We start from the raw sequence: 13,085 nt of genomic DNA, 5'->3' as shown, positions 1-13,085 counted from the left end.
CTACGGCAGCCCGTGGACGTGCGGGCCGACGGCGTTGGACCAGGCGTTGCCGCCTGCCGCGTCCCAGTTGGTGGACCAGGCCATGGCGCCGCGGATGCCCGGGTAGGTCCTCGACGGCTTGAAGGAGCCGCAGTTGGTGCCCTTGGCGAGGCAGTTCAGGGCGTTGTTGACGAGGGTGGGGGAGACATACCCCGAGCCGGCGCCGCGCGCGGACGCGGGCGTCCCGATGCCGACCTGGGAGGGCGCGAGCCCGCCCTCCAACTGGATGCAGGCGAGGGCGGTCAGGAAGTCCACGGACCCCTGGGAGTAGACCTTGCCGTCGCAGCCGAGCATCGACCCGCTGTTGTAGTACTGCGTGTTGACGACCGTGAGGATGTCCTTCACGTTCAGGGCGGTCTTGAAGTACTCGTTCCTCGTGGACTGCATGTCGATGGTCTGCGGCGCCATGGTCAGCACGAAGCCGGGCCCGGCCTTCTGCCCGAGAGACTTCAGGGCCTGCGTCATATAGGTGGAGTTGAGCCCGTTCTCCAGGTCGATGTCGACGCCGTCGAAGCCGTACTCCTGCATCAGCCTGTGGACGGAGTTGGCGAAGTTCGTGGCGGCGGCGGAGCTGTTGACGGCCACGGCGCCGCGCTCACCGCCCACCGAGATGATCACGGACTTGCCGGCGGCCTTCTTGGCCTTGATGTCGGCCTTGAACTGGGCGACGGTGTACCCGCCGAGCCCGGCGGAGTCGAGGTTGAAGGTCACCTGCCCCGGCGTACCGGTCGCGTCGGCGAAGGCCACCGCGATGATGTCGTACTGGTTCTGCACCTGGCTGAGCTTCTGCACGGTCGCGCCGTTGTTGAAGTTCTGCCAGTAGCCGGTGACGGCGTGCTTGGGGACGGCACGGGCCCCGACGGCCGAAGCCCCCGAGGTCCCGGCGGAGCCGACGGCATCCGCGGCGTCCGCGGCACCGGTACCCCCGGTCGCGAGCCCGGCGAACGCGAGCCCCAGCGCGGCGATCCCACCGACGAGAGCACTTCTCTTCGTGCGTGCGCGGTCCATCTTCTGCCTCCGTGTGGGGGGAAGTGAGGGAGGAGAGCCGAAAACGGTGGCCACCGCTGGTCGTACAAACTGGTCCAGACCATTGGGGTTGTCAAGGGTTTGGGCGGGGGGTGGGGGTGGGGCGGGGGTGTCGGGGGATCGCTCAGAGTGAGTGCGCGCTGTTGCCGCACGGGTGCCGACTGGCCAGGTCTTGCCGGACGGCAAGACCCCGGATCCCGACAAGCGCAAGGCAGCCAAGGCCGACGGCATCAAGGCGGCGGAGATCACCGACGCCGACCAGTACGCGGGCTTCGCCCGTGAGACGGTGACGTACAACGGCGACACCGAGGTCTCCGCGACGATCAACGACCCCTGGTCGAAGCGCACGGCCACACAGCACAAGTCGTACGCCGACACGGAGGCGTACTACGTCCGTACGGCCGCGTCCCACGCCCGCACCCGCGTCACCAGCGGCTCCGAGCCGAGCGACCGGGTGCGCACCACCAAGACCACCTACGACGAGTACGGCATGGCCGAAGCCGTCGAGGACCAGGGCGACAGTGCTGCAACGGGCGACGAGACGTGCACCCGCACCTGGTACGCCCGCAACGACGACAAGGGTCTCAACGCCCTGGCGTCCCGGGTACGTACGGTCGCCAAGCCCTGCTCGACCCCGGTCGCGGACCTGGACCTGCCCGCCGACTCCGACAAGCCCGGTGATGTCGTGAGCGACACGGCGACCGTGTACGACGACCCCGACGCCACCAAGTGGATGTCCTCCCTGAAGCCGACCAAGGGCCAGCCCACCTGGACCGGCAGGGCCAAGGGGTACGGCAGCGACAATGTGGCGTCCTGGCAGAGGACCACCACGACGACGTACGACACCCTCGGGCGCCCGGCCGAGGTGAAGGACACCAACGGCCTGACGACGGCGAGGACCAGCTACACGCCGGCCGCCTCCGGCCCGTTGACGTCGAGCAGCGTGACGAACACCTTGGGCCACAAGGTCACCACGGACGTCGAGTTCGCCACCGGGGCACCGGAGAAGGTCACCGACCCGAACAACAGGATCACCGAGACGACGTACGACAGTCTCGGCCGGACCACCCAGATCTGGCTGCCCAACCGGCTCCGGGTCCTCGACAAGACCCCCAACCATGTCTACGACTACAAGGTCACCAGCAAGGCCATGTCCTGGGTGTCCACCGGCACCCTCAAGGGTGACGGCTCCGGCTACAACACCTCGTACGAGTTCTACGACTCCCTGCTGCGCTCCCGCCAGACGCAGACTCCGACGCCGACAGGCGGTCGTCTGATCGGTATCACGCTCTACGACGACCGCGGTCTCGCCGTCAGCAGCCAGGGCGACACCTGGGACGAGACGTCGGCCCCGAGTGGCGAGCCCGTGCAGACCGAGGGAAGCCAGGCCCCCCTCCAGACCGACACGACGTACGACGCGGCGGGCCGCGCCACCAAGTCCGTCACCAAGAACTTCGGCGTGCCGCGCTGGACGACCACCACGGCGTACACCGGTGACTCGGTGGCCACCAGCGCCCCCGAGGACGGCCAGGCCACGGCCGAGGTCACCGATGCCCGCGGTCAGGTCGTGCTGCGCCGCGAGTACGGAAGCCCGAAGCCCGCCGGAACCGACTTCACGAGCACCCGCTTCACCTACACCCCCGGTGGGCAGCAGGAGACGATCACCGGCCCGGACAAGGCCAAGTGGTCCTACGCCTACGACCTGCTCGGCCGCCAGGTGAGGGCCGACGACCCGGACAAGGGCGTCACCACGACGACGTATGACGTCCTCGACCGTCCGCTGACCGCCAAGGACGACGAGAACCGGCAGCTGCTCTACGGCTACGACGACCTGGGCCGCAGGACCGGCATGTGGCACACGGACAAGACGGACAACCACAAGCTGGCCGCGTGGACGTACGACGACCTGGCCAAGGGCCGGCAGGACACGGCCACCCGCTACGACGGCGGTCTGACCGGAAAGGCGTACACCCAGAAGGTCACCTCCTACACCCCTCTCTACGAGGTGAAGGAGAGCGAGCTCAGCCTGCCCGACAGCGACCCCCTCGTGAAGGCGGGCGTCCCGCAGAAGCTGCCGTTCAGTACGGGGTACCGCTTCGACGGCACGATCAGCCAGGCCTCGCAGCCGGCGGCCGGCGGCCTCAAGGCCGAGACGATCGGCTACGAGTACAACGCCACCGGCCAGCAGACCGGCCTGGACGGGACGACCGGCTACCTCCACGAGGCCGCGTTCTCCCCGCAGGGCGACCTGCGCCAGCTCACGCTCGGCATGAGCGGTGCGAGCGCGGAGAAGAAGGCCTACCTCAACTACGACTACGAGGCGGGCACCCGTCGCCTCACTCGCTCCTACGTCACCGACGACGTGCACGGCTATATGCCGCAGGAGCTGAAATTCAAGAGGGACGACGCCGGAAACGTCACGTCGATCTTCGACGCCACGACGCAGGGCGGCACGAGCAAACCCGACTACCAGTGCTTCGCGTACGACGGCTACAGCCGCCTGACCGAGGCCTGGACTCCGAAGACGGCGGACTGCGCCACCGCGAAGCGCACGAAGTCCAACATCGAGGGCGCGGCCCCCTACTGGACGTCCTACACCTACAACGAAGCAGGTCAGCGGAAGACCGAGACCCAGCACAAGACGACGGGTGACGACGAGACCACGACGTACGACTACGGCACGCCGGAGGGTCAGCCGCACCCGCTCACCAAGACGACCGGCGCGCGCGCTGCCACGTACGAGTACGACAAGACCGGCAACACGACGAAGCGCCCCGGCCCGAAGGACCGGCAGACCCTGACGTGGAGTCCCGAGGGCAAGCTGGCCAAGGCCCTCGAAGGCACGTCGGAGACCAGCTACCTGTACGACGCCGACGGTGCACTCCTCATCCGCCGGGCCAAGGGCGACGGTGACACCGTGCTCTACCTCGGCGGCATGGAAGTCCGTCTGACGACGAAGGGCACGAAGAAGACCCTCGCCGGCACCCGCTACTACACGGCGAACGACCAGACCATCGCGGTCCGTACCGGCACGAGCGGTACGGCGGAAACGGAACTCAGCTTCCTGGCGGCCGACCACCACGGCACGTCGAGCATCGCTCTGGACGCGACGACGTACGCGGTGACGAAGCGGTACACGTCGCCGTTCGGGACCCCGCGCGGCGCGAAATCCCCGGCCTGGCCGGACGACAAGGGGTTCTTGGGCAAACCCGTTGACCGGGGGACGGACCTGACACACATCGGGGCACGCGAGTACGACCCGGCGATCGCCCAGTTCATCAGCGTGGACCCCCTCCTGAGCCCTGCGCAGAATCAGTCCCTCAACGGCTACGCCTATGCGAACAACAGTCCTGTCACATTTAGTGACCCCACTGGCCTGGAGTTCTGCGCCGATGACTACTGCCATGTGAAAGATGGTGGCGGTGGTGGCGGTGGTGGCGGTGGCGGCGGTGGAGGGGGCGGCGGTGGACACTGCCCCAGTAACCCCATCATCGGCTGGGATTGTGGCGGAAGTAGCCCTTGGCCTGGAGGTGTCATCAGCCCGGGTCCCGGCTCCTTCGGTGGCGGAGGGGGGGTGGCGGTGGCGGTGGTGGTACTGCCCGCACGAGCAGCGGCGGCCACACCTCCTCCGGCGGTGGCACCGGGCTGAAATGCATGGGATCGGGGCTTGCCACCTACTGCACCACGGGTGAACTGCCCAAGTAGGGCCCGAGCGACTCCTCGTCGTTCGGTGCTCTGGACTTCATCAAGGCGGTCGTCCTGCCTGACGTACAGGCGTGGAAGACCTGCTTCAACCAGCGTGGCCTCAGTAGTCAGTGCGGCAACGCGGCCATGGACCTTCCTTGGGCCAAGGCGCTGAAGGCGGTCAAGACGCTCAAGCGGCTGAAGAAGGCGGACTGCAATTGCTTCCTGGCCGGCACTGATGTGCTCATGGCCGACGGTGCGACGAAGAACATCGAAGACGTCGAACTCGGCGACAAGGTCCTGGCAACCGACCCGGAGACGGGGGAGACCGGCCCCAGGAAGGTCACCCATCTCATCGTCACGGACCGCGACAAGCGCTTCAACGAGTTGTTCATCGCTACCGACCAGGGCGTCGAGCGGCTGAAGGCGACCTACGAGCACCCGTTCTGGTCCCCGTCGGAACACCGCTGGCTCGGGGCAGCGGAACTGAAGCCGGGGATGACCCTGCGGACCAACGACGGCGACACGGTCACCGTCACCAAGAACCGCGCTTTCACGCAGCGTGCGCGTACGTACAACCTCACTGTCGAGGGCATTCACACGTACTATGTGCTGGCGGGGCAGACTCCGGTCCTCGTGCATAATTCGAATGGGGCCTGCGGCACAAACCTGACACGAGGTGAAAAGGTTGCGGCCACTACGGGTGTCGATGATCTGTCGCCAGCGTTGCGAAAGAGCCTCACCGGCTTCATGAAGAAGAGTCCAGGGGATGCCGAAATTCCACAGATCGTTCGCCTCCCTGGAGGTGGTGCGGAGTTCTACTACAAGGTCCCCGGAAGGGTTCCCAGGTCGTACGCGATGTATCGGAAGCGAGTAGATTCTGAAGGGGTCACGGAGTTGGCTTACAAGACGACCTTCCTTCCTGATGGCAGCATTGCTCACATCAAGTTCAAGTGAGGGTGAGGTCCATGGGGTCGGATACCTGCCAAGCTCTGACCAGCCTGCTTGGTTGGGAATCATCGCTGGATGGCCTGATCGACGCCGCTAACCGATGCGATCGACACGAGGGGCCGTCTGTCCGCTTGGATCGTGATGCGGTAAGAGAGGTTCTGGAGCGATGCACCTCCGGAGAGCTAGACGTTCTACAATTGCCACGATGGGCTGGGGCGATTCACATGCTGGAGCGTGTCGAGATCGACGAAGTGGACGTTGAGATTTTGACTCAATTCCTCTTCGAGGTGTCGAGTCCTGAACTATTCGAGCCGATCACCGTTGACGTATGCCAGCGATGGATCAGTCGAATGGAACATGCATAGCGCTCTGCTTACGCAAAAGCCTGGAGGCCCGGACGGAGAAGATTCCGACCGGGCCTCCAGGGCGTTTGACGGCAACGGTGACGGCAACGTCAGCGGACGGCGGCCGCAGTGGGCACTGGCAGGTGGTGCGGAGTCGGTCGAGAGAGGTGCGTACGTCCTTCGCGGTGAGGCGGGCGACCTTCTTGGTGCCGAGGTCGGGGATGAGGTGGAGGCGGACGCAGGCGGCGTAGCGGGTGTGGGTGTTCTCGCGGAGTCGGTGGATGGCGACGCTGCTGAGCCAGTAGGTCTGATACGTCAACTTCCGCTGTGCCTTGACGGCAACCGTGAAGGCAACGTCAGTGGACGGTCATCGTGGCGGACGGTTCGTCAGTGCATCTCTGTGGTGTGCTGAGCGTGTTGCCGAGGTTGTTGATGGCTTGGCGTCGGAGTCTGATATGGGCGTAGACACCGACTGTGACGCCGATGCGGGCGTGGTCGAAGGAGTTCTTGATGACGGCCAGATCGTCGCCCTGTTATAGGAGTAGAGCCGCGGGCATCACACGGGGACAGGGGCGACGGCAGTGGGGTTCCAGGGTGCGAGCGAGGGGATCTGGTGGTGGGGCGTGGGTCCCAGAAGCCGGGGCGTTCCGACAACCCGTAGGTGAACAGTGGGAAGTTGGGTGTTGGCCGGGGCCCTGCGTGGATATGGTGCACAGGCAGAGGCGCGCGTGATCCTGCGTGCGCGCAGGGTGCAGGTGACCGTCGGAGTGCGGGCGGGAGCCTGGGGACCGGGACCGGGGGTGTGGGGATGCCGACCGCGATAGCCGTCACCAGCCCCGATCTCGTGCTGCCCTCGCCCGACCGGCACACCCCGACCGCCGCCGTCCTCCAGGGCGTCGCCCGTCCCGGTAGCGGCGCGGGGGCCAAGGGTGCCGCAGGGGCCATCGAGGGCATCGGCACCCGGGGGGCCAAGGGTGCCAAGGGGGGCAAGGGAGGCAAGGGGAGCGCCGCGTACTCCCTGGAGCAGGCGCTCACCGAGGCGCACACCCTCATCGAGTACCACGGGTACGTCATCGTCCTCTGCCCCGCCTCCGCACCACCCGCGGTCCTGCACCGCCTCCACACCGTCCGCTCCGTGCTGGAGACCGACCGGATCGCCATCGTGCGCAGCGAGCTGCCACCGCTCGGCCTTGCCGTACTCGCGCTCCAGTTACGGCAGTTGTCGGTCTGCGACTTCAGCCCGGGCGTGCTCGCGTGCGCCGCCCGGCTCCTCAGTCACTACATCTACGCGGGCGCCCTCCTCGGCTCCGTCGCCAGGCTTGACCGCGTGCCCGTCACCCTCCAGTCGCACGCCAAGTCCTGGGTCCCCGGCACACAGTTCGCCGTCCTCGCGACGCCCCGGCCCGAGCTGGTCAAGGTAGGCAAGGCGAGCGGTGACGCGCCGCTCGCCGGGCCCGCGTTCAGTACGAAGATGCTGTACGCCGCCGGGCAGCTCGCTCCCGACTGGGTCGTCGACACGCTCGCGCCCGCGTGGAACGTGCAGGACTGCGCCGACGTGCGGCTCCCCGGCGAGTCGGCCCGCTGGTGGGCCACCGGCAGACTCGTCGAGTTCGCCGCCGCCATCCCGGACATCTCCGTGCTCTACCAACTGGTGTCGTCCGTGCGGAGGGAGGACTGCCGCTGGTGCGGTCTCGAACTCATCGGTGACCGCTGCGCCTTCTGCGCGGCACCACTGCTCCCGCCGCCGGAACGCACCCCGGCCGAGCGGGCCCCGGCCGAGCGGGCCCCGGCCGAGCGGACGCCCGCCGCCGACCCCGGCGGCGAAGGGCCCGCGGCCACCGGAGTGCGCGCCCTGCCCAGAGGCGCCACCTAGGGCCCCGTGCCCACCGGCCCACACGGCCGCGCGGGCACCACCGCCGACAACCCGCGCACCACACCGCTCACCGTCCGTAGCCACACGCACCCGCTGCACGAACGAGGTAGGTAGTCCGGCCCATGAACGCACGCCAGCGCCGCGGAGTCATCCTCCTTGTCCTTTCGGTCCTGTGCGCGCTCGGCGCCTTCGCCGGGGTGCTCTCGGTGATCCGCGACGTGAACTCCAAGGTCGGTCCTGAGGTCGAGGCGTACGAGCTGAAGACGGACATCGCGCCCTACAAGGCACTGGAGCCCGGACAGTTCACGAAGGTGGAGATGCCCGAACGCTGGCTGTCCGACAACGCCGTGACCGATCTGCGCGAGATCCGCGGGAAGATCGCCGTCACGCAGCTGCGGAAGGGCTCTCTGCTCCAGACCGACATGATCGTGAAGCGGCCCCGACTGGAGCCCGGGCAGCAGGAGATCGCCATCATGATCGACGCGGCGACAGGGGTCGCCGGAAAGATCACTCCCGGTTCGACGGTCAACATCTACGCCACCTTCAAGGCCGAGGACGAGAAGGGCTCCGACCAGTCGAAGGTCATCGTGGAGGGCGCGAAGGTCATCGACGTGGGCAGGCTGACGGCACTCGACGCCGACCCCGACGACCGCTCGCGGCGCCGCAACGCCGAAGCGGTGCCCATCACCTTCGCGCTGGACACCAAGGACACCCAACGCGTCGCGTACGCCGAGTCGTTCGCCTCACACGTACGGCTCGCCCTGGTCGGACAGGGGGGTGACGCGGATGTGCCGCGCGGGGACCGCACGTACACCCTGGACGAGGACAAGTAAGGGGAGCCGCCGCATGAGCCGCCCTAGGGACGTTCCCTCGTACCGCCGCAGCCGACGGGTGCGGACGCGGGGAGGCCGGACGTGAGCACCCGCATCCTGCCCGCCGTCGGCGACCCGGACGCGGCCCGGGCCCTGACCGGCCTCGCCGCCCAGCTCCCGGACGCCGAACCCGCCGCGCCCGTCCCGGACTCCACCGCCCTCCTCGACACCCTGGCCCGGCTCGCCGCGGAGTCCCTCGACGAGCTGCCCGAGGTCGTCCTCGTACACGAGCGCATCGCGCCCGTGCCCGCCCTCGACCTCATCCGCGACCTGGTCCTGCGCTTCCCCGCGGTGGGCGTCGTCCTCGTCACCGCCGACACCAGCCCGGCGCTCCTGACCGCCGCCATGGACAGCGGCGCCCGCGGCATCGTCACGTTCCCCCTCGGCTACGACGCCCTCGCCGAGCGGGTGCAGGCGGCCTCCGCCTGGTCGACGGGCATGCGCCGGCACCTGGGCTCCACCGCCGTCGAGCTGTACGGGGGCGGCCCCGGCGGGGCGGTGGGCGGCGGGGGGCAGGTCGTGGCCGTCACCGGCGCCAAGGGCGGCGTCGGCACCACGCTCGCCGCCGTCCAACTCGCGCTGGCCGCGCAGGCCTCGGGGCGCAGCACCGTCCTGCTCGACCTGGACCTCCAGTCCGGCGACGTCGCCTCGTACCTGGACGTACAGTTCCGCCGCTCCGTCGCCGACCTCGCCGCCATCAGCGACATCTCGCCGCGCGTCGTCCAGGACGCCGTGTACGCGCACGAGTCCGGCGTCGGACTGCTCCTCGCACCCGCCGACGGCGAGCGAGGCGAGGAGATCACCGACCGCGTCGCCCGGCAGACCGTCAACGCGCTGCGCGGACGGTACGACGTCGTGGTCGTCGACTGCGGTACGTACGTCACGACCGCGACCGCCACCGCCATCGAGACGGCCGACCAGGCCGTGCTCCTGCTGACCCCCGACGTCGTGGCCGTACGCGCCGCCAAGCGCATGGTGCGGCTGTGGGACCGGCTCCAGATCCGCAAGGCCGAGGAGACGGTGACGGTCCTCAACAGGGCGGCGCGGGGCGCGGAGATCCAGCCGGCCCTCGTCGCCCGCGTCACCGGCACCCGGGCCGCCCGCACCTCGGTCCCCGACGTGCCGAAGGAACTCCAGGCCGCCGTCGACGCGGGCCGCGTACAGGACCTCGACAGCAAGTCCACCGTCAAGCAGGCGCTGTGGGGGCTCGCCGGGGAGATCGGCCTCGTGGAGGGGGAGTCAGGGGCCGGCGGCCACGGGCGCAAGGGCGGGCGCGGCACGCGGCGGCTCGGCAAGTCCGACCGGGGCGCGGTCACCCTCGAGTTCGCCGGGATGTTCCCGCTGGTGCTCACCGTCATCGGGCTGCTCTGGCAGTGCGCGCTGTACGGGTACACGTACTCGCTGGCGGGGAACGCGGCGGACGAGGCGGCCCGGGCCGCGACGGCCGCGTACGCCGTGGCCGGCGGCGACCCGGGCGGTGCCTGCGACGCGGCCGGGCGGGAGCATCTGCCCGGTGCGTGGCAGGGTGCCGCGATCTCCTGCGTGCCGGTGGGCGACGTGGTGGAGGCCACCGTGACGGTGGATGTGCCGCTGTTCTTTCCGGGGGTCGAGACGGGGTGGTCCGTCGAGGCGAAGGCCGGGGCGGCGTACGAGGGGGCGCCGTGAGGCGCGGGGGTGCCTTGGCCCGGGGGCGGGGGGTGCCCCGGGGCGGTGGGGCCTTGCCCGGGGAGCGGGAGTTGCCCCGGGGCGGTGGGGCTTTGCCCGGGGAGCGGGAGTTGCCCCGGGGGGTCTTGCCCTTGCTTCGCGCCCAGGGACTGCGTGGGGTGCTCCCTGTCGGGGGGCGCCGGCTTTCGCCGCTTCGCGGCGGGTCTCCCACCCGCCCGCCCGTCACCCCGCATCGAGCGCTCGGCCGGGGGCCTACACCTCGGGTACCGGGAGGCGTCCTCCGTGAGGGCGCCCGTCGGCGGACGTTCCCGGGAGTGGGAGGCACCCTTGGCGCGAGTGCCCGTCGGTTGACGTCCCTGGGGGTGGGAGGTGTTTTCCGTGGGGGCGTTCGTCGGCAGACGTTCCCGGGAGTGGGAGGCACCCTCGGCGCGAGTGCCGGTCGGTTGACGTCCTTGGGAGTGGGAGGCGTCTTCCGTGGGGGCGTTCGTCGGCGGACGTTCCCGGGAGCGGAAGGCACCCTCCGCGCGAGTACCCGTCGGTTGACGTCCCTGGGAGTGGGAGGTGTTTTCCGTGGGGGCGCCCGACGGCAGACGCCCCCGGGACCGGGAGGCACCCTCCGCGCGAGCGCCCGCCGGCGAGGGGCCCCGGCACCGGCAGCCCCCCGCAGGGGCCCCCGCCGGCGCCGCTACGACGACACCGGCGTCTCCATGCTGGAGTTCGCCGGGTTCCTGCCCATCCTCCTCCTCATCGGCCTCGCCGCCATCCAGCTCGGACTCGTCGGCTACGCCGCGAACCAGGCCGGATCCGGTGCCCGTGCCGCGGCCCGCGTCGCCTCGCAGGGCGAGGGGGGCGGGGAGGCCGCCGGGCACGCCGCCATGGACTCCGGGCTCGAAGCGGACGTCAGCGTCGGTGACGGCAGCGGTGAGACGACGACCGCCACCGTCACCGTCCAGGTCCCCACCCTGCTCCCCTTCGTCGACACCGACTGGAGCGTCGAGAAGTCCGCGACGATGCCCAACGACGACACCGGCGCCCCGGGCGACCCCGGCACAGGTTCCGGCCCCGGCTCCGGCACGGGCCCCGGTTCCGGTACCGGTACCGGTCCCGGTCCCGGGACAGGAGGCTGACCCCATGAGTCTGCGAGCCCGCATCGCGTCGCCCGCCGAAACCACCGCCCCCAGCCGCGACGACGGCCTCGTGGCCACGTACCGCGCGAAACTGCTCGAAGAGATCGACCTCGCCGAGATGTCGTCGCTCGCGGCACCCGACCGCCGCCTGCGCCTGGAGCGCGTGCTCAACCACATCATCAGCCGCGAGGGCCCGGTCCTCTCCTCCGCCGAGCGCGCCCACCTGGTCCGCCGGGTCGTCGACGAGGCCCTCGGACTCGGCGTGCTCGAACCGCTGCTCGCCGACGCCTCCATCACGGAGATCATGGTCAACGGCCCCGAGTCGATCTTCGTGGAGCGGGCCGGAAGGGTGGAGCAGCTGCCCCTCCGCTTCGCCTCCGAGGATCAGCTGATGCAGACGATCGAACGCATCGTCTCCACCGTGAACCGCCGCGTCGACGAGTCCAACCCCATGGTCGACGCCCGCCTGCCCACCGGCGAACGCGTCAACGTCATCATCCCGCCGCTCGCCCTCACCGGCGCGACCCTCACGATCCGCCGCTTCCCGCGCGCGTACACGCTCCCCGAACTCATCGGCCTCGGCTCGCTCGACGAGCACATGCTGATGCTGCTCGCCGCCTTCGTACGCGCCCGCTTCAACATCATCGTCAGCGGCGGCACCGGCTCCGGCAAGACGACCCTCCTGAACGCGCTCTCCGGTCTGCTCCCCGCCCACGAACGCATCATCACCATCGAGGACTCCGCGGAACTCCAGCTCCAGCAGGACCACGTGATCCGGCTCGAGTCCCGGCCCCCGAACGTCGAGGGCAAGGGCCAGATAACGATCCGCGACCTGGTCAGGAACTCGCTGCGGATGCGCCCCGACCGCATCATCGTCGGCGAGGTCCGCGGCGGCGAGACCCTCGACATGCTCCAGGCCATGTCCACGGGCCACGACGGCTCCCTCGCGACGGTCCACGCGAACACCGCGGAGGACGCCCTGACGAGGCTCCAGACCCTCGGCTCCATGTCGGAGGTCCAGGTTCCCTTCGAGGCCCTGCGCGACCAGATCAACTCGGCGGTGGACGTGGTCGTCCAACTCGCCCGGCACGCGGACGGTTCCCGCAGGGTCGCCGAGATCGTGCTCCTGGTCAGCCACGGCCGCCAGCAGTTCCGCATCGCGCCCGTCACCCGCTTCGTACCGCGCCCCGCGGGCCCGGACCGCGTCGTCCACGGCTACTTCGAGCACCTGCCGCTGCCACGGCCCGTCGCCGACCGGCTGTACGTCGCGGGGGAGCCGGTGCCACCCGCGTACGGCGTCGCGGAGGCCGTCGACGTACTGAACACGAGGGAGGCGATCGGCTGATGTGCGCCGTACTGGACGGAGATGTGAACGCCGTGCCGGACAGAGGCATGAGGGATACGAGGGAAGCGACCGGCCGATGAACGCCGTATCGGACAGGGCCACGAGGGACACGACGGATACGAGGGCCACGAGGGACACGACGGATACGAGGGCCACGAG

7 protein-coding genes and 2 pseudogenes are annotated in these 13,085 nt (G+C 69.5%); 7 read left to right on the top strand and 2 right to left on the bottom strand.

Translation table 11 applies throughout. The features are described from left to right. The gene (locus ACH4DX_RS12135) at nt 1-1,047 is read right to left on the bottom strand and encodes a chitinase (protein WP_398154991.1); all 1,047 of its coding nucleotides are present in this window, start codon (nt 1,045-1,047) and stop codon (nt 1-3) included. Between the two features lie 190 nt (nt 1,048-1,237). Between ACH4DX_RS12135 and ACH4DX_RS12130 the strand changes: the two genes are divergently transcribed. Both ACH4DX_RS12130 and ACH4DX_RS12125 read left to right on the top strand, forming a co-directional pair. After that, nucleotides 1,238-4,714 (top strand): RHS repeat domain-containing protein, encoded by a 3,477-nt coding sequence (locus ACH4DX_RS12130; RefSeq protein ID WP_398154990.1) that lies wholly within the window; start codon nt 1,238-1,240, stop codon nt 4,712-4,714. Nucleotides 4,715-4,896: 182 nt separating this feature from the next. After that, complete coding sequence (locus ACH4DX_RS12125; protein WP_398154989.1) at nt 4,897-5,706, top strand: polymorphic toxin-type HINT domain-containing protein; 810 nt, start codon at nt 4,897-4,899, stop codon at nt 5,704-5,706. 471 nt (nt 5,707-6,177) lie between these two features. Here ACH4DX_RS12125 and ACH4DX_RS12120 read toward each other — a convergent pair. Continuing rightward, nucleotides 6,178-6,357, bottom strand: a pseudogene (locus ACH4DX_RS12120) (site-specific integrase); the annotation flags it as partial. Between the two features lie 495 nt (nt 6,358-6,852). Between ACH4DX_RS12120 and ACH4DX_RS12115 the strand changes: the two are divergent. From ACH4DX_RS12115 to ACH4DX_RS12095, 5 genes and pseudogenes are all read left to right on the top strand, one after another. Next, nucleotides 6,853-7,917, top strand: a complete 1,065-nt coding sequence (locus ACH4DX_RS12115) for a hypothetical protein (RefSeq protein ID WP_398154988.1) — start codon at nt 6,853-6,855, stop codon at nt 7,915-7,917. 122 nt (nt 7,918-8,039) lie between these two features. Continuing rightward, the gene (cpaB, locus tag ACH4DX_RS12110) at nt 8,040-8,750 is read left to right on the top strand and encodes a Flp pilus assembly protein CpaB (protein WP_398154987.1); all 711 of its coding nucleotides are present in this window, start codon (nt 8,040-8,042) and stop codon (nt 8,748-8,750) included. Nucleotides 8,751-8,831: 81 nt separating this feature from the next. Further along, nucleotides 8,832-10,454 carry a CpaE family protein gene (locus tag ACH4DX_RS12105; RefSeq protein ID WP_398154986.1) on the top strand — a complete coding sequence of 541 codons (1,623 nt, stop codon included), beginning with the start codon at nt 8,832-8,834 and terminating at the stop codon, nt 10,452-10,454. Between the two features lie 707 nt (nt 10,455-11,161). After that, nucleotides 11,162-11,479: pseudogene (locus tag ACH4DX_RS12100) on the top strand (TadE/TadG family type IV pilus assembly protein); the annotation flags it as partial. Between the two features lie 106 nt (nt 11,480-11,585). Beyond that, nucleotides 11,586-12,926: a CpaF family protein gene (locus ACH4DX_RS12095; RefSeq protein WP_398154985.1), complete on the top strand. Its 1,341-nt coding sequence runs from the start codon at nt 11,586-11,588 to the stop codon at nt 12,924-12,926. The last annotated feature ends 159 nt before the right edge of the window (nt 12,927-13,085 follow it).

The organism is Streptomyces sp. NPDC017940 (genome assembly GCF_044328435.1).
Taxonomy (GTDB): Bacteria; Actinomycetota; Actinomycetes; order Streptomycetales; family Streptomycetaceae; genus Streptomyces.
The sequence above is the reverse complement of the archived record's forward strand: the minus strand, read 5'-3'. Positions and strand labels throughout refer to the sequence as shown.